The following is a 17,542-nucleotide window of genomic DNA, read 5'->3' as shown; positions in this document are numbered from 1 at the left end:
ATCAGTTTCCTTCCTTGTCGGCGCCCTGGGCGGTGTCCAGCACCTGCTCAACGGTGTCGTCGGTGACGATCATGTAAACCTGGTCGCCGTCCTGGAGGATGGTGGACGGCACGGCGAGGGTGCCCACCCCGAAGCGGACCAGGTAGGCCACCCGGGCGCCGGTCCGGTCCTCCAGCGTCTTGACCGGGCGGCCGACCCAGTCCCGGTGCAGCGGCGTCTCCACGATGCTGACCACGCTGGTCGGGTCGCGGAACACCTCGACCCGCTCCGAGGGCACCAGGAACCGGAACATCCGGTCGGCGGCCCACCGGATCGTCGCGATCGTCGGGATGCCCAGCCGCTCGTAGACCTGCGCACGGCGGGAGTCGTAGATCCGTGCCACCACCCGGGAGACGCCGAACGTCTCGCGGGCCAGGCGCGCCGAGATGATGTTCGAGTTGTCACCGCTGGAGACCGCCGCGAAGGCGTCCGCCCGCTCGATGCCGGCGGCGCGCAACACGTCCCGGTCGAAGCCGATGCCGTTGACCGTGACGCCGCCGAAGTTGTCCCCGAGACGCCGGAACGCGTCGGCGTCCCGGTCGATCACCGCGACCTGGTGACCCTGAGCGTCGAGCTTCTGAGCCAGCGTCGAACCGAGCCGGCCACACCCCATGATCACCACGTGCACGGTCCGTGCCCTCCCGATTCGATACGAACAGTGTGAGCCTGCCATGCCCCTGTCGCGGGCGCTGTCCGGGGCGGACCGCACGCCGAAAGGTCCGCCCGTACGCTTGGCACTCGTGGCAAGTACCACCTCCCTAGCCAAGCGGCTGCTCCTGGGCCGGCCGTTCCGCTCGGACAAGCTGCAGCACACGCTGCTGCCCAAGCGGATCGCCCTGCCGGTCTTCGCGAGCGACGCGCTGTCCAGCGTGGCGTACGCGCCCGACGAGATCCTGCTGACCCTGTCCATCGCCGGTGCCGCGGCGTACGCCTTCTCGCCCTGGGTGACGCTGGCCGTCGCGGTGGTGATGGTGACGGTGGTCGCCAGCTACCGGCAGAACGTGCACGCCTACCCCTCCGGCGGCGGCGACTACGAGGTGGCCACGGTCAACCTCGGTCCGAAGGCCGGGCTCGGCGTGGCCAGCGCGCTGCTGGTCGACTACATCCTCACGGTCGCGGTGTCGATCTCCTCCGGGGTGAGCAACCTGGGCTCGGTGGTCCCCTGGGTCGCCACCCACAAGGTGCCCATCGCCATCCTCGCGATCGTCGTGCTCAGCGCGCTCAACCTGCGTGGCCTGCGGGAGTCCGGCGCGGCCTTCGCGGTCCCCACCTACCTGTTCATCGTGGTCATCGTCGGCATGATCCTCATCGGGGTGTTCCGGGTCTTCGTGCTCGGCGACGACCTGCGGGCGCCCAGCGCGGACCTGACGATCGACGCGGAGGAACACCATCTGACCCAGATCGGGTTCGCCTTCCTGCTGCTCCGGACGTTCTCCTCGGGCTGCGCCGCGCTCACCGGCGTGGAGGCGATCTCCAACGGGGTGCCCGCCTTCAAGAAGCCGAAGAGCAAGAACGCGGCGACCACCCTGATGCTGCTCGGCGGGCTCGCGATCGTCATGCTCTCCGGCATCATCCTGCTGGCCCAGCGCACGAAGTTGCAGTATGTGGAGGATCCGCTCCTCCAGATCGTGCCGAACGCCGCGTCCGAGGGCTACGTCCAGAAGACGGTCACCACGCAGCTCGCCGAGACCGTCTTCGGATCCGGCTCGATCATGCTGTTCGTGGTCGGCGGCGTCACCGCCCTGATCCTCTTCCTGGCCGCGAACACCGCCTTCAACGGCTTCCCGGTGCTCGGCTCGATCCTCGCCCAGGACCGTTACCTGCCCCGCCAGCTGCACACCCGCGGCGACCGGCTGGCCTTCAGTAACGGCATCCTCTTCCTGGCGGGCGCCGCCATGGTGCTGATCGTGGCCTTCGAGGCCGAGGTCACCAGGCTGATCCAGCTGTACATCGTGGGTGTCTTCGTGTCGTTCACGCTGTCCCAGGCCGGCATGATCCGGCACTGGAACCGACATCTACGGACCCAGCGCGACCCGATCCAGCGCCGGAAGATGATGCGGTCCCGGGCGATCAACACGTTCGGCATGATCCTCACCGGCGCCGTGCTCATCGTCGTCCTGATCACCAAGTTCCTGCTCGGGGCCTGGATCGCGATCGCCGCCATGATCGTGATCTACGGGCTGATGGTCGCCATCCACCGGCACTACACCCGGGTCGCCGAGGAGCTCAAACCCACCGACGAGCGGCCCGTGCTGCCGTCCCGCAACCACGCCATCGTGCTGGTCAGCAAGGTGCACCAGCCGACCCTGCGTGCGCTCGCCTACGCGCAGGCCACCCGGCCGGACACGCTCACCGCGGTCACCGTCAACGTCGACGACAACGACACCCGGGCCATCCAGGCCGAATGGGAACGGCGGCAGCTGCCGGTCGCGCTCACGGTGGTCGACTCGCCGTACCGGGAGATCACCCGGCCGATCATCGACTTCGTGAAGAACACCCGGCGGGCGTCACCGCGCGACGTGGTCACCGTCTTCGTCCCGGAGTACGTGGTGGGCCGCTGGTGGGAGAACCTGCTGCACAACCAGAGCGCGCTGCGGATCAAGGGCCGGCTGCTGTTCGAACCCGGCGTGATGGTCACCAGCGTGCCCTGGCAGTTGCGCTCCAGCCAGGACCGCGACCTCGACCGGATGGACCGGGGGCTCACCCGGGCGCCGGCTCGTGGGCCGCGTATCCACGACGAGGAAGACGAGGCGCCACGATGACGGGTGCGATCATCGACGACCTGGTCGAGGGGGACCGGGTCGAGGTCACCGTGGGCGCGCCCGCGCACGGCGGGCACTGCGTCGCCCGGCTCGGCGGCCCGCACGGACGGGTGATCTTCGTCCGGCACGCCCTGCCCGGCGAGCGGGTCACCGCCGAGATCACCGAGCTGCACCGCGGCTACCTGCGGGCCGACGCTGTGGAGATCCACGAGCCGTCCCCGGACCGGGTCACCCCGCCGTGCCCCTACGCCCATCCGGGCGGGTGCGGCGGCTGCGACCTCCAGCACGCCTCCGGCGAGGCCCAGCTGCGATGGAAGGCCGAGGTGGTCCGGGAACAGCTCGTCCGGCTGGGCGGCCTCGACCCCGAGGGCATATTCGTACGGGTGGAGCCGCTGCCCGCCAAGGATCCGCTGCTCGGATGGCGGACCCGGGTGCGGTACGCGATCGACGCGGCCGGGCGCCCCGGGCTGTTGCAGCACCGGTCGCACCAGGTGGTGCCGATCGACCGCTGCCGGATCGCCCATCCGGCGATCCAGGACCTCGACGTGCTCGCCGAGGAGTGGCCCGGCGTGGACGCGGTGCAGGCCGTCGCCTCCACCGGCGGGGACGTCGCGGTGCTGGGCCGCCCGTCCGGCACGGCCGGCCCGGCCCACGGCGACGACCTCGGGGAGGCGCCGGAGGGCGGCTCGCTGGTCCGGCTCGCCGGACCGGCCGAGGTCACCGAGCAGGCGGCCGGGCGGGCCTGGCGGATCCCGCCGCAGGGCTTCTGGCAGGTCCACCCGCAGGCCGCGGACACCCTGGTCACGGCGGTCCTGGAGATGCTGCGGCCGGCCGCCGGCGAGACCACCTGGGATCTCTACGGGGGCGCCGGCCTGTTCGCCGCCGCGATCGCCGGGCGGACCGGGGCCCGGGTGACCGTCGTCGAGTCGTCCCCGGCCGGGGTGGCCGCCGCCCGCGCCAACCTGGCCGACCTGCCCCACCTGGACATCGTCGAGGCCCGCGTGGAGACGGCGCTGTCCCGGCGCCGCGTCACCGGCCCGGTCGACCTGGTCGTCCTCGACCCGCCCCGGGCCGGTGCCGGCGCCCGGGTGGTCCGGGCCGTCGCGGCGGCCCGTCCGCGGGCCGTCGCCTACGTGGCCTGCGACCCGGCCGCACTGGCCCGTGACCTGAAGACGTTCCGTGCCGAGGGCTGGCGCGTCGAGGGGGTGCGGGCCTTCGACTGCTTCCCGATGACCCAGCACGTCGAGTGCGTCGCCCACCTGACCCCCGCCTGAGGGCGCGCTCCCCGTCGTTGTGCGGGTGGTAGCGCCCCACGCACTCTTCTCGTCCTCGGCTCACCATGCTCAACGTCCCCGCAAAACGCCGCCGGTGTCGAGGCAAGTGATTTGCCGACGCCAGCGGGGTTTGCTGGCGGCGGGAAATCACCTGCCTCGACACCGGTTACCAGGCGTTTTGCCGCGGAGCGAAGCGGAGCCATCAGGCCCAGCGTTTTGCCGCGGAGCGAAGCGGAGCAATCAGGCTCAGTTGGCGCGCTCGGCGGCCGTGACCGCGTTGCGGAAGAGCATGGCGACCGTGGTCGGGCCGACGCCGCCGACGCGGGGGGTGATGGCGCCGGCCACCTCGGCGCAGGACTCGTCGACGTCCGGGAGGAGGCGGCGGCCCTCGTAGCGGACGCCGGCGCCGATGACGACCGAGCCGGGCTTGACGTGCTCGGGCCGGACGATGCCGGGGACGCCGGCCGCGGCGATCAGCACGTCGGCCCGCTGGGTGTAGCGGGGCCAGTCCTTGACGCCGGTGTGCACCACGGTGACGGCGGCGTTGGCGGTCGGGCGCTTCTGCGCCAGCAGCATGGCGAGCGGGCGGCCCAGGGTGGCGCCGCGGCCCAGGATGACCACCTCGCGGCCGGCGACCTCGATGCCGTGGAAGGCGAGCAGCGCCTCGATGCCGGCCGGGGTGCAGGGGAGCGGGCCGGGCAGGCCGACGGCGAGCCGGCCCATGTTGAGCGGGTGCATGCCGTCGACGTCCTTGTCCGGGTCGAGGGTCTGCAAGGCCGCGTCGTAGTCCAGGTGGGCGGGGATCGGGTACTGGATGAGGACGCCGTGCACGTTCTTGTCGTCGTTGAACTCGGCGATCACCTTGAGCAGGTCGGCCTGGGTGACATCACCGCTCAGGTGCTGGTGCGGGGAGGAGAAGCCGAGTTCGGCGGCCTGCTTCTGCTTGATCCGGATGTAGCCGGCGCTGGCGTCGTCGTCACCGACCAGGATGGTGGCGAGGCTGGGCTGGACGCCGCGGTTCTGGAGACGTGCGACACGTTCGCGGACGTCGTTGAGGACCGATTCGGCGACCGGGGCGCCGGGCAGCAGACGTGCGGTGGACATGTGGACTCCTCGTGCGGGGAGCCCAGGCGGTCGACTCCTCGTGACGAGCTCCCCGATGGTTGGACCATCCCCGTGCCGCCAGTCGCTGTGTGCCTTCCAGGATGCCCGAAGGTCGCGCGGGAGAACCAGCCGGGGGCCGATTCGCGCCGGTCGGCGGAGGTTCCAATTGTGTGGAGGATTGGTGACGGTCCGTTCGCTCAAGTCGCGGCGCGGCGGGGCACGGATAGACTCTGCCCTCATGAGTGACTCCCCCTCGACCCCGGCCGGCCTGCTGAGCAGCATCACCGAACCCGGTGATCTCAAGCGACTGACCGCGGAGCAGTTGACCCTGCTCGCGGCCGAGATTCGTGACTTCCTGGTGGCCAAGGTCTCGCGCACCGGCGGTCATCTGGGTCCGAACCTGGGCGTGGTCGAGATGACCCTGGCGATGCACCGAGTCTTCGACTCCCCACGCGACAAGATCCTCTTCGACACCGGCCACCAGGCGTATGTTCACAAGATCGTGACCGGCCGGCAGGACGGCTTCGACCTGCTCCGCCAGCGCGGTGGCCTGACCGGCTACCCGAGCCAGGCGGAGAGCGAGCACGACCTGATCGAGAACTCGCACGCCTCCACCGCCCTGTCGTACGCGGACGGTCTGGCCAAGGCGTTCACGCTCCGTGGCGAGGGCCGGCACGTGGTGGCGGTCGTCGGTGACGGCGCGCTGACCGGCGGCATGTGCTGGGAGGCGCTGAACAACATCGCGGCCACCCGCAACCGCCTGGTGATCGTGGTCAACGACAACGGCCGCTCCTACGCGCCGACCATCGGCGGGCTCGCCGACCACCTGTCCACGCTGCGCCTCAACCCGGGCTACGAGAAGGTGCTCGACCTGGTCAAGGACGCGCTGGGCCAGACCCCGGTGGTGGGCAAGCCGGTCTTCGAGGTGCTGCACGCGGTCAAGAAGGGCATCAAGGACGCGATCAGCCCGCAGCCGATGTTCGAGGACCTGGGCCTGAAGTACATCGGCCCGGTCGACGGCCACGACCAGCAGGCCATGGAGTCGGCGCTGCGCCGGGCCAAGGGCTTCAACGCCCCGGTCATCGTGCACGCGGTCACCAGGAAGGGCTACGGCTACCGCCCCGCCGAGCAGGACGAGGCGGACTGCCTGCACGGCCCGGGCAGCGCTTTCGACGTGGAGACCGGCAAGCTGCTGGCCGCGCCGACGCTCAAGTGGACCAAGGTGTTCTCCGAGGAGCTGGTCCGGATCGCCGACGAGCGCCCGGACATCGTGGGCATCACCGCGGCGATGGCCGAGCCGACCGGCATCGCGGCGCTGGCGAAGAAGTACCCGGAGCGGACGTACGACGTGGGCATCGCCGAGCAGCACGCGGCCACCTCCGCGGCCGGCCTGGCGATGGGCGGGCTGCACCCGGTGGTGGCGGTCTACGCGACGTTCCTGAACCGGGCCTTCGACCAGGTCCTGCTGGACGTGGCGATGCACCGGCTGCCGGTGACCTTCGTGCTGGACCGGGCCGGGATCACCGGGCCGGACGGGCCGAGCCACTACGGCATGTGGGACATGAGCGTCTTCGGCGTGGTCCCGGGGCTGCGGATCGCCGCCCCGCGGGACGCCGCCACCCTGCGCGAGGAGCTGCGCGAGGCGGTCGCGGTCGACGACGGGCCGACCATCGTGCGGTTCCCGACCGGCTCGGTCGCCCCGGACACCCCGGCGCTGCGCCGGGTGGGCCAGGTCGACGTGCTGCGCGAGGGCGACCGCAAGGACATCCTGCTCGTCGCCGTCGGTTCCTTCGTCGGGCTGGCCCTGGACACCGCGGAGCGGCTCACCGAGCAGGGGTACGGAGTGACCGTCGTCGACCCGCGCTGGGTCCGCCCGGTGCCGATCGAGCTGACCGGTCTGGCCGCCCAGCACCGCTCCGTGGTCACCCTGGAGGACGGCGTCCGCACCGGTGGTGTGGGCGACGCGGTGGCCAGCGCGCTGCGGGACGCCGGTGTGACCACCCCGCTGCGGGACTTCGGTGTGCCGGCCGGGTTCCACCCGCACGGCACCCGCGCCGAGATCCTCACCGCCCTGGGCCTGACCGCGCAGGACATCGCGCGGGACGTGACCGAGTGGGCATCGAGTCGTGAGGCGAGCATTCCCGTTACATAATTGTTACCTTTGATGGATGAGCGCCTCCAGTGGGCCGGTCGTCATCGATCTGGGGCTGGAGCGGGGTGAGCCGGAGACGTACCACCGGCCGGAGCGGCGGACCACGCCGCTCTGGCTCGGTCCGGCCCTCCTCGCCGTCCTGCTGCTCCTCTCCGTCGCGGCCGCGGCGCCGCCGCCCGGCCCGCCGCTGTCCGAGCTGCTCCGGCTGGCGATCAGCCCGGGCGACCCGGACACCCTGACCAGCGACGGCCGCCTGGTCATCCAGCGGGCCGGAGAGCTGAGCTCCTACGACCTGGCGACCGGCGAGCGGCAGTGGCGGGTCGCGCAGGACATCCCGGTCTACCGTTTGCGCACCGGCGGCGGCCAGGTGCTGCTGCGCCCCTGGGCGCCGGGCCGGGGCGAACCCGGGACCACCGCGGTGTCCCTGCGGACCGGCGCCCGCACCTGGCACAACGAGCGCAACGTGATCACGTTCCCCGGCGACGACCTGATGCTCGCGGTCGAGGGCGTGCGCAGCCTGTCCGGCAGCGGCCGCCGGGTGGAGAAGTGGATCGAGATGCTCGATCCGGCCGGCGGGGACGCGCGCTGGCGGCTCTGGGTGCCGTCCACCGCCGTGCTGCTCGCCGTGCCCGGCCCGCCCGGTGGACCCGGCCGGCTGCTGCTCGTCCGGGACGACCTGACGGCCCAGCTGTACGAGGTGGCGACCGGCACCCCGCTGGCCGTGCACCGGATGCCGCCCGCCAACTACGACCCGGAGAACCCGGTGGTCGCCGGTGGCCTGGTGCTGCTGCGGCACCCCGGGCCGTCCGGGATCGAGATCTCCGCGTACGACCCGTTGACGCTGCGGCCGATGTGGACCCAGCCGGCCACCGGCACCCGGGAGGTCCGGGCGTGCGGGCCGCTGGCCTGCCTCATCGGGCTGGACGGGGTGCGGGCCATCGACCCGGCCACCGGCGACCAGCGCTGGCACCGGCCCGCCTGGCGATCCGTCGAGGACTCCGGCGCCGGCCTGATCGCGTACGCCGACGGCCCCGAGTACCCGGCCGGGGTGGTCGACGCCCGGACCGGACGGATGCTGGTCGACCTGACCGGGTGGCGGCCGGTCGGCGGTGCGGCCACCGGCGGGGAGCTGCTCGTGACCCGGGAGATCGGGCCGGGCCCGCGTACGATGGTCGCCGTCGCGGCCCCGGGCCTGCCCCATCCGCGCCTGCTCGCCGAGCTGCCCACCGGCACCGGGGAGTGTCAGGCCGCCCCGGAGCGGCTGATCTGCCGGTCGGTGTACGGGGAGTTGGTCGTCTGGGCGTACCGGCCCCGGACGGCGTGAGCGAGGAGGGCGCGGCGTGACGTTGATCGAGCTGGACCGGGACGCCCCGCTCGATCCGGAATCGCCCCGCCGCACCCCGCCTCCCTGGCGCTACCGGCACCTCGGCCTGATCCTGTCCGCCGCCCTCGCCATGACGCTGGGCGGCGCGGCCCTCCCGGGCGGCACGTTCTGGCGCTATCTGGGCCTGATCCCGGCCTCGGCCGGCACCGACGCGCCGATCCAGCTGGCCGGCGGGCGGCTCTTCACGGTCGTCTCCTCCGGTCAGGAGCGGACGCTGACCGCCTGGGCGCCGAAGCCGGAGCCGTACCGGATGTGGAGCGCCGCGCTGCCGGTCAGCGCCGACTACGACCCGGCGAGCGGCCTCTTCGGGCCGGTCTCGGTGCGGGCGGCCGGCGGGGTGCTGCTGGTCACCGACGGGCCGGGCCCGACCACGGCCCTGGACCCGGAGAACGGGCGGGCCCTCTGGACCTCGGCGGGCCGGGTCACCACGGCCGGCGACACCGCGTTCACGGTGGACCGGATCTTCCGGCCCGGCACGCTGTACGACCAGGAGTCCGGCGACCCGGGCATGCTCTACTTCTCGGCCGACGGGCAGCCGCACACCGAGCCGCCGGAGCGCACCGAGGTGCGTGGCCTGGACCTGGGCACCGGGGAGACGCTGTGGACCGCGTCGTCGCCCGGCTCGGTCACCGCCGATCCGGTCGCGGGTTCGCCGCGGGCCGTCCTGGTCACCGCCTCCGAGCGGCTCATCCTGCTGGACGCGGCGACCGGCCGGGTGCTGCGCGAGAAGCCGCTGCCGCAGGTCGACGGCGCCGGGCCGAGCACCGCGTCGGTGCTCGGCGACCTGGCGCTGGTCGGCTACCAGGGTGTGAACGTGCAACTGGGCTACGACGCCCGTACGCTGGAGCGCCGGTGGAAACGGGAGATCGTCGACGACCCCGCCCCGGCCGACTGCGACGGACTGCTCTGCTCCCGCGTCGAGGCCCAGACGGCCGTGCTGGACCCGGCCACCGGTGATCCGAAATGGTTCGTGCCGGCGGACACGCGCCTGACGGCGCGGGCCGGCGGGGTGCTGTTCGCCGACGGGGAGACGGGCGCCCCGATCCACCTGATCGATTCCGGCACCGCGGCGCCGCTGGTGGGCCTCCGGGGCTGGACCGAGGCGGTCGACGGCCCGCCCGAGCGGATGCTGCTGCTACGCCGCTACGAGCGTGGCGGCGGGAAGACGTTCGGCATCGTGCTGGCCGGTCAGTCCGAGGTCACGGTGCTCGGGACGACCGGCTTCCCCGGCAATGAGTGCGTCGGTGACGATCGATACGTAGTCTGTCGGGACACCGGGGGCCTGCGGGTCTGGGCGTACCGGGCTTGACCGTCTGCCGGACCAGGGGGCCGACGTGCGGGACCGCGTGATCGACCTCGGCGAGGTGCCGGCCGGTGCGCCGGACGAGGCCGGGCTGCCGCGCGCTCCGCTGCCGTACCGGTGGATCTTGGGCCCGCTCGCGGTGATCCTGCTGGTCGCGCTCGGTGGCGCGGTGCCGCCCGCGGCGCCTCCGCCGCCGCCCCAGGTCATCCCGCTCACCCTGCGCGACGCCATCCGGGTGGACGGCGACCGGCTCTACCTGATCGGGCCCGGCGAGCCGATCGGCAGTGCGGTGCGGACCCACACCATCCGCGCCTTCGCGCTGCCCGGCATGACCCTGTCCGGCACCTGGACGGCCACGATCGCGGGCGACATCTCCTTCCTCACCGACGCCGGCGACGGCATCCTGCTCATCGCGTCCACCACGCAGGGCGGGGCCGGCCGAGCGGGCTGACCGCTGTCCGGGCCGGGTCGGCCGAGCCGCTCTGGCGACGGGCGGCGGGCATGTTCGGCCTCTCCGGCGACCGGAGTACGGCGCTGGTCTACGACGACACCATCGATCCCGACCTGGCGCCCTTGCACGGGCTCGATCCGCGGACCGGGAAACCCCGCTGGACGATGTCGCCACCACCATCGCCGGGTGGGTGGGTGCTGCAAACCGGCTACTTCTACACCGGGTTCCCCGGTCTGATCTACACGTCGTGGCCGGACGGGCGGCTGGAGGCGCGGGAGACGCACACCGGCCGGATCACCGCTTCCACTCGTACGTCGCTGCCGGTGGACCGGGACACGATGCTCCGGGTGGCGGGCGGCCTCCTCATAGTCACGCACGGCGCCGACACTGTCGCCTACGACGACACCACCCTGGCCGAGCGCTGGCGGGGCGGGCCGCTGGTCAGCCCGGACGGGTACCTGCTGGACTGCCGTCCGGTGATCTGCGCCGTGCGGTGGGAGAACGGCCTCGCCGGCATCGACCCGGCCACCGGGCGCGAGGTGTGGCGGCAGGACGGCTGGGACCTCAGCGAGGCGCTCGGCGACCACGTGCTGCTGAGCGCGGCGAGCCGGGGGGATCCGGAGCTGTCGGTGCTCGACTCGCGTACCGGCCGGATCACCGCCCGGGCGGGCGCCTGGATCAACGGTGGTCCCGGTCCGCGGCCCGACACGGCCTACGTCCACCGCATCCTCTCGATCGACAACACCATGCGGTACGGGGTGCTCGATCTGGCCACCGGAAAGGTCCGCCTGCTCGGCGGGGCGGCGTGGATCGCCGGTGACTGCCGGTTCGGGTCGGGGGCGCTGATCTGCCGCCGGCTGGACGCGTCGGCCGCGGTCTGGCGCCTCTGACACCGCTGGGCGAGGCTGGGTAGCCTGCACGTACGGCCGGGTGTTTCAGGAGGTCTGCGGTGCGTGTGCTGGTGGTTGAGGACGAGCGGGACATGGCCGACGCGATCGTGCGGGGCCTGCGCCGCAAGGGGATGGCGGTGGACGTCGCCTACGACGGCCTCCAGGGTCACGAGATGGCCTACGTGACGCGGTATGACGTGGTCGTCCTCGACCGCGACCTGCCCGGCATGCACGGCGACGAGATCTGCGCGGCCCTGGTCGAGTCGGGCACGCTGACCCGGGTGCTGATGCTGACCGCCAGCTCGTCGGTGGACGACAAGGTGGAGGGCCTGGAGCTGGGCGCCGACGACTACCTGGCCAAGCCGTTCGACTTCAAGGAGCTGGTGGCCCGGGTGCAGGCGCTGGGCCGGCGGGCCACCCCGGTGGCGCCACCGGTGCTCACCGCCGGCGATCTGGTGCTGGACCAGTCCCGCCGGGTGGCGACCCGGAGCGGGGCGCCGCTGGAGCTCACCAACAAGGAGTTCTGCGTCCTCGAGGAGCTGCTCAAGGCCAAGGGCGGGGTGGTCTCCAGCGAGGAGCTGCTGGACCGGGTGTGGGATGCCAACACCGACCCCTTCACCACGACCGTCCGTGTGACGATCAACACCCTGCGGAAGAAGCTGGGTGATCCGCCGCTGGTCGAGACCGTGGTGGGCGCCGGTTACCGGATCGCCGAACCGGTCGTGGCCTCGTGACCGTCTACCCCGGCGATCGCGGCCGGATGCGCCCCACCCTCCGGCTGCGCCTCACCCTGCTCAACGGCATCCTGCTGGTCGGCGCCGGGGTGATCCTGGTGCTGCTGGCCTGGCTGATGGTCAGTGAGTCGCTGCACCCGGTCGATGAGCTGCGGACCGGCTCCACGGTGACCCTGCGCGACGGGCGCACCCAGGAGGCGATCGTCTGGCAGACCGAGATGGTCGCGCAGGCCTCCCGCGAGGTGCTGGTCAAGGGCTTCAGCGCGCTGATCGCGGTCGGCCTCATCGGCGTCGCCCTGGCGTACCTGATGGCCGGCCGGGCGCTGCGCCCGCTGCACTATGTGACCCAGACCGCGCAGCGGCTCGGCGAGGAGACCCTGGACCAGCGGATCCGCTACTCCGGCGCGGACGACGAGGTGGCCGAGCTGGCCCGGACCTTCGACGCCATGCTGGACAGGCTGACCGCCGCGTTCGAGTCGCAGAAGCGGTTCGTGGCGAACGCGTCGCACGAGCTACGGACCCCGCTCGCGGTGATGCGGACCGAGATCGACGTGACGCTCAGTGACGACGAGGCCGACGTGGCGGAGTACCGGCGGATGGCCAAGGTGGTCCGCAACGCCTCGGAGCGGGCCAACGGGCTGGTCGACGCGCTGCTGGTGCTGGCCCGGTCGGAGGCGCAGTCCGGCCGCAGGCTGGTCCGCAAGGTGCCGGCCGACCTGGCGACCAGCGTCTACAACGCGCTGTCCGCGGTGAAGGCCGAGGCCGAGCGCCTCAAGCTCGACGTCAGCACGGAACTGGCGCCGGCCCCGGTGGTCGGCGACCCGAGCCTGCTGGACCGGCTGGCCGGGAATCTGATCGAGAACGCGATCCGTTACAACCACCTGCTCGGGCAACTGTGGCTGCGGACCGAGTCGGTGGGCGGCCAGGCCCGGCTGGTGGTCGGCAACACCGGCTACGAGGTGGAACCGGGCGATGTGCCGGGACTGTTCGAGCCGTTCCAGCGGGGCGGCTGGGAACGCACCGGCTCCCGCGGCTCGGGCCTGGGTCTCTCCATCGTGCGGGCGGTCTGCGACGCGCACGGCGGCACCGTGTCGGCGGTGGCTCTGGAGGGCGGCGGGCTGGAGGTCACGGTCGCCCTGCCGGCCGCCGACACCACCCCCGTGGCGACGGCCACCGCCAGCGTCCCCCGCGCCGGCTGAGACGTCGCCCGGCAAGCCCCGGGTTGTGACCTTTTCCCGGTGGGCCTGGCAGCTACTAGTTACTGGCGAGTAGCATTGCCGACACATTTGGGTTCACGCCCGCAAGGAGGCTTGCTGTGCCCCGTGAAGTACGCGAGGTCGTCTTCGTCGACGGCGTCCGCACCCCGTTCGGCAAGGCGGGCGGCATGTATGCCGAGACCCGCGCCGACGACCTGGTGATCCGCTGCATGCGAGAGCTGCTGAAGCGAAACCCCAACCTCCCGCCGGAGAAGGTGGAGGAGGTCGCGATCGCGGCCACCACCCAGATCGGCGACCAGGGCCTGACGCTCGGCCGGACCGCCGCGCTGCTCTCCGGTCTGCCCAAGACCACCCCCGGCTACTCCGTCGACCGGATGTGCGCGGGCGCCATGACCGCGGTGACCAACGTCGCCGGCGGGATCGCGATGGGCGCGTACGACATCGCCATCGCCGGTGGCGTCGAGCACATGGGCCGCCACCCGATGGGCGAGGGCGTCGACCCCAACCCGCGGATCCTGGCCGAGAAGCTGGTCGACCCGTCCGCACTGGTGATGGGCTCGACGGCGGAGAACCTGCACGACCGGCTGCCGCACATCACGAAGGAGCGGGCCGACGCGTACGGCCTCAACTCCCAGATCAAGACCGCCAAGGCGTACGCCGATGGCAAGATCCAGCCGGACCTGGTGCCGGTCGCCCTCCGCTCCGCCGAGCTGGGCTGGGGCCTGGCCACCGTCGACGAGGCCCCGCGCCAGACGTCGCTGGAGAAGCTGGCCACCCTGAAGACCCCGTTCCGCCCGCACGGCCGGGTCACCGCCGGTAACGCGGCCGGTCTCAACGACGGCGCGACCGCGGCCATCCTGGCCGACGAGGCGACCGCCCGTGAGCTGGGCCTGCCGGTCGCCATGCGGATGGTGTCCTACGCGTTCGTCGGCGTCGAGCCGGAGATCATGGGTTACGGCCCGGTTCCGGCGACCGAGAAGGCGCTGAAGAAGGCCGGCCTGACGATCGACGACATCGGCCTGTTCGAGCTGAACGAGGCGTTCGCCGTGCAGGTGCTCGCCTTCCTCGACCACTACGGCATCGCCGACGACGACCCGCGGGTCAACCCGTGGGGTGGCGCGATCGCCATCGGCCACCCGCTGGCGTCCTCGGCCATCCGCCTGATGACCCAGCTCGCCCGGCAGTTCGCCGAGCGCCCCGACGTCCGCTACGGGATCAACGCGATGTGCATCGGCATCGGCATGGGCGGCACCGTTATCTGGGAGAACCCGTATTGGGAAGGCGCGGCCAAGTGATCGAGAACCCGAACGAGGTAGTCACGAAGGCGATCCTCCGTCTGGTCCCGGTACCGGGGCTGGAGAAGCCCGCGGCCCTGATCACGCTGGACAACGGCTTCGACTACAAGAAGCCGAACAGCTTCGGCCCGGGCGGCCTGCGGTCGCTGGACGAGGCGATCACCGCGGCCACCGCGGCGGACCCGTCGTTCATCGCGCTGACCGGTAAGCCGTTCATCTTCTGCGTCGGCGCCGACATCACCGGCATGCCACTGATCAACTCGCGCGAGCAGGCCCTTGCGCTGGGCGAGCTGGGCCACAAGGTCTTCGCCCGCCTCAAGAACAGCCAGATCCCGACGTTCGCGTTCGTGAACGGCGCGGCCATGGGCGGCGGCCTCGAGGTGGCGCTGCACTGCCACTACCGGACCGTCTCCACCGGCGCGGCGGCGCTCGCCCTGCCCGAGGTCGCGATCGGCCTGATCCCCGGCTGGGGCGGCTCGCAGATCCTGCCGAACCTGATCGGCATCATCAACGCGGCCACGGTCATCCTCCAGAACCCGCTGACGCAGAAGACGCTGCGCCCGAAGCAGGCCAAGGAGATGGGTGTCGCGGACGCCCTGTTCGAGGCGGCCGACTTCCTGGAGGACTCGCTGGCCTGGGCGGCCGGCGTGGTCAAGGGCGAGGTCACCGTCGAGCGCCCGGAGATCGAGCGCAAGGACTGGGACGGCGTCCTGGAGTTCGTCAAGGCGATGCTGGACGAGAAGCTGCACGGCGCCGTCCCGTCCGCCAACAAGGCCGTCGAGCTGCTGGCCCTGGCCAAGGACGCGTCCTTCGAGGACGGCACCGCGGCCGAGACCGAGGCCCTCGCCGACCTGATCATGGGCGACGAGGCGCGTGCCAGCCTGTACTCGTTCGACCTGGTCCAGCGCCGGGCCAAGCGCCCGGTCGGGGTGCCGGACAAGTCGCTGGCCCGCAAGGTCACCAAGGTCGGCATCATCGGCGCCGGCCTGATGGCCTCGCAGCTGGCGCTGCTGTTCCTGCGCCGCCTCCAGGTCCCGGTGGTCCTCACCGACCTGGACCAGGAGCGGGTCGACAAGGGCGTCGCCTACGTGACCGGCGAGATCGACAAGCTGGTCGCCAAGAAGCGGATGGACGAGGGCACCGCGGCCAAGCTGCGCCTGCTGATCAGCGGCTCGGTGGACAAGTCCGTCTTCGCTGACGCCGACTTCGTGATCGAGGCGGTCTTCGAGAACCTCGACCTGAAGAAGCAGATCTGGGCCGAGCTGGAGAAGATCGTCAAGCCCGAGGCGATCCTCGCGACCAACACCAGCTCGCTGTCGATCACCGAGATGGCTGCCGACCTCGAGCACCCGGAGCGGGTCGTCGGCTTCCACTTCTTCAACCCGGTCGCCGTCCTGCCGCTGCTGGAGATCATCCGCGGCGAGAAGACCGACGACGCCACGCTGTCCACCGCCTTCGAGGTCGGCAAGCAGCTGAAGAAGTCCTCGGTGCTGGTCAAGGACGCCCCGGCGTTCGTGGTCAACCGCCTGCTCACCCGGGTGACCAGCGAGATCTTCCAGGCCGTCGACGCCGGCACCCCGCTGGACGTGGTGAACGTGGCGATGGACCCGCTGGGCCTGCCGATGCGCCCGATCGCGCTGCTCCAGCTGGTCGGCCCCGCGGTGGCGTACCACGTGGGGGAGACCCTGCACGCCGCCTTCCCGGACCGCTACGTCGACTCGCCGAACCTCAAGCGGATCGTCGACTCGCGTCTCCCGGTGATGGTGGACAAGGAGATCAACCCGGAGATCATCAAGATCCTCGAGGTGGGCGACGCGCCGCTCACCGCCGACGAGGTCCGGCAGAAGGCCCTCGACGGCCTGGCCGAGGAGATCCGGATCATGCTGGACGAGGGCGTCGTCGCCGAGGCGCAGGACATCGACCTGTGCATGATCCTGGGCGCCGGCTACCCGTTCCACCTGGGTGGCGTCACACCGTACCTGGACCGCAGCGGCACCGCGGCGCGGGTCGCCGGCAAGCGTTTCCTGCCGGACGGCGTGGCCAACGTCCGCTCCTGATCGGTTAACCCCTTCGGAGGCCCCCGCACTCTCAGTGCGGGGGCCTTCGGCGTACGGGTGTGACTACTCACGGCATGAACGGTCCGTTCCCGCTCCCCGGCGTCGATAAGATCCACCGACCTTCACGAGTCATGGAGCGTTGATGACATACCCTCCGCCGTCCGGCCAGCCGGAGTACCCACCCTCCGGGTACAGCGCGCCGCAGCCCGGGTACGGCCCCTATGGTCCGCCGCAACCCGGCTACGGGCCCCCGCAGCCGGGCTATCCGGGCTTCCCGCCGCCGTTCCCGCCGGAGAAGCCCAAGTCCCGGACCGTGCCGATCGTCCTGCTCTCGGTGGCGATCGCGCTGGTGCTCTGCGTCGGCGGCGCCGCCACGCTCGTGCTGATCGGCAAGAACGCGGTCGACGACGCGGAGGCCGCGGCCGCCCGGATCGCCATCACGCAGCCGCAGACGCTGGGCGGCCTGCCCCTCGTCGACGACCCGCAGTTCGCGGCCATCACCGAGGACATGGAGCGCAGCCTGGCCGCCTACCCGGGCGCGTCCGGCTCGTTCGGCGCCATCTACGGCTCACCCGCCGAGCAGAACATGGTCGCCGCCCTGGCCACCAAGGCCACCATCTCCGACCCGGAGAAGGAGCTCACCGAGTCGTTCCGGGTCTTCGGCAAGTTCAACCAGGTGTCCGGCCTGTCCGACGCCTCCACCGGTGAGCTGGGTGGTGTCGCCCGGTGCGGCACCAGCAGCACCTCCGGCGTCGACCTGGCGATCTGCGGCTGGGCCGACGAGGGCAGCGTCGGCATGATCATGTGGTTCTTCAAGACCGCCGACGACGTGCGGGCGGACTTCCCGGCGCTGCGCGCCGAGATCGAGACCACGAGCTGA

General features: G+C 71.8%; 14 protein-coding genes and 1 riboswitch. Of the genes, 12 read left to right on the top strand and 2 right to left on the bottom strand.

The genetic code is table 11. The features are described from left to right. Window position 1: 1 nt before the first annotated feature. Window positions 2-667 (bottom strand): potassium channel family protein, encoded by a 666-nt coding sequence (locus tag KZ829_RS20960; protein WP_220145617.1) that lies wholly within the window; start codon window positions 665-667, stop codon window positions 2-4. Between the two features lie 112 nt (window positions 668-779). On the opposite strand from KZ829_RS20960, the gene KZ829_RS20955 reads away from it, so the two are divergent. Together KZ829_RS20955 and KZ829_RS20950 are read left to right on the top strand one after the other, a co-directional pair. Beyond that, window positions 780-2,801 (top strand): APC family permease, encoded by a 2,022-nt coding sequence (locus KZ829_RS20955; RefSeq protein WP_220145616.1) that lies wholly within the window; start codon window positions 780-782, stop codon window positions 2,799-2,801. Further along, complete coding sequence (locus tag KZ829_RS20950; RefSeq protein WP_220145615.1) at window positions 2,798-4,075, top strand: class I SAM-dependent RNA methyltransferase; 1,278 nt, start codon at window positions 2,798-2,800, stop codon at window positions 4,073-4,075. Before KZ829_RS20955 ends, KZ829_RS20950 begins: the two co-directional genes overlap by 4 nt. 246 nt (window positions 4,076-4,321) lie before the next feature. On the opposite strand, the gene KZ829_RS20945 is transcribed toward KZ829_RS20950, so the two are convergent. Further along, window positions 4,322-5,179 (bottom strand): bifunctional 5,10-methylenetetrahydrofolate dehydrogenase/5,10-methenyltetrahydrofolate cyclohydrolase, encoded by an 858-nt coding sequence (locus KZ829_RS20945; protein ID WP_220145614.1) that lies wholly within the window; start codon window positions 5,177-5,179, stop codon window positions 4,322-4,324. Window positions 5,180-5,192: 13 nt separating this feature from the next. Next, window positions 5,193-5,275: riboswitch (ZMP/ZTP riboswitch) on the bottom strand. A 142-nt stretch (window positions 5,276-5,417) separates the two neighbouring features. Here KZ829_RS20945 and dxs point away from each other — a divergent pair. From dxs to KZ829_RS20895, 10 genes are all read left to right on the top strand, one after another. Continuing rightward, the gene (gene dxs, locus KZ829_RS20940) at window positions 5,418-7,331 is read left to right on the top strand and encodes a 1-deoxy-D-xylulose-5-phosphate synthase (protein ID WP_220145613.1); all 1,914 of its coding nucleotides are present in this window, start codon (window positions 5,418-5,420) and stop codon (window positions 7,329-7,331) included. 16 nt (window positions 7,332-7,347) lie between these two features. Then, a complete protein-coding gene (locus tag KZ829_RS20935; RefSeq protein ID WP_220145612.1) occupies window positions 7,348-8,655 on the top strand; it encodes an outer membrane protein assembly factor BamB family protein in 1,308 nt (435 codons plus the stop codon). 16 nt (window positions 8,656-8,671) lie between these two features. Beyond that, the gene (locus tag KZ829_RS20930; RefSeq protein ID WP_220145611.1) at window positions 8,672-10,024 is read left to right on the top strand and encodes an outer membrane protein assembly factor BamB family protein; all 1,353 of its coding nucleotides are present in this window, start codon (window positions 8,672-8,674) and stop codon (window positions 10,022-10,024) included. Between the two features lie 25 nt (window positions 10,025-10,049). After that, window positions 10,050-10,469, top strand: a complete 420-nt coding sequence (locus KZ829_RS20925) for a hypothetical protein (protein WP_220145610.1) — start codon at window positions 10,050-10,052, stop codon at window positions 10,467-10,469. Window positions 10,470-10,519: 50 nt separating this feature from the next. Beyond that, window positions 10,520-11,359 (top strand): hypothetical protein, encoded by an 840-nt coding sequence (locus KZ829_RS20920; protein ID WP_220145609.1) that lies wholly within the window; start codon window positions 10,520-10,522, stop codon window positions 11,357-11,359. Between the two features lie 59 nt (window positions 11,360-11,418). Further along, window positions 11,419-12,093: a response regulator transcription factor gene (locus KZ829_RS20915; protein ID WP_220145608.1), complete on the top strand. Its 675-nt coding sequence runs from the start codon at window positions 11,419-11,421 to the stop codon at window positions 12,091-12,093. Next, a complete protein-coding gene (locus tag KZ829_RS20910) occupies window positions 12,090-13,292 on the top strand; it encodes a sensor histidine kinase (protein ID WP_372453883.1) in 1,203 nt (400 codons plus the stop codon). Before KZ829_RS20915 ends, KZ829_RS20910 begins: the two co-directional genes overlap by 4 nt. Window positions 13,293-13,408: 116 nt before the next feature. Beyond that, window positions 13,409-14,605, top strand: coding sequence for a thiolase family protein (locus tag KZ829_RS20905; RefSeq protein WP_220145607.1), 1,197 nt, complete (start codon window positions 13,409-13,411; stop codon window positions 14,603-14,605). Beyond that, the gene (locus tag KZ829_RS20900) at window positions 14,602-16,662 is read left to right on the top strand and encodes a 3-hydroxyacyl-CoA dehydrogenase NAD-binding domain-containing protein (RefSeq protein ID WP_220145606.1); all 2,061 of its coding nucleotides are present in this window, start codon (window positions 14,602-14,604) and stop codon (window positions 16,660-16,662) included. Before KZ829_RS20905 ends, KZ829_RS20900 begins: the two co-directional genes overlap by 4 nt. A gap of 142 nt (window positions 16,663-16,804) precedes the next feature. Beyond that, the gene (locus KZ829_RS20895) at window positions 16,805-17,542 is read left to right on the top strand and encodes a hypothetical protein (RefSeq protein ID WP_220145605.1); all 738 of its coding nucleotides are present in this window, start codon (window positions 16,805-16,807) and stop codon (window positions 17,540-17,542) included.

It is taken from the genome of Actinoplanes hulinensis (assembly GCF_019429605.1).
Taxonomy (GTDB): domain Bacteria; phylum Actinomycetota; class Actinomycetes; order Mycobacteriales; family Micromonosporaceae; genus Actinoplanes; species Actinoplanes campanulatus.
Note: the sequence above shows the minus strand (reverse complement) of the source record. Positions and strands in the feature narration are given on the sequence as shown.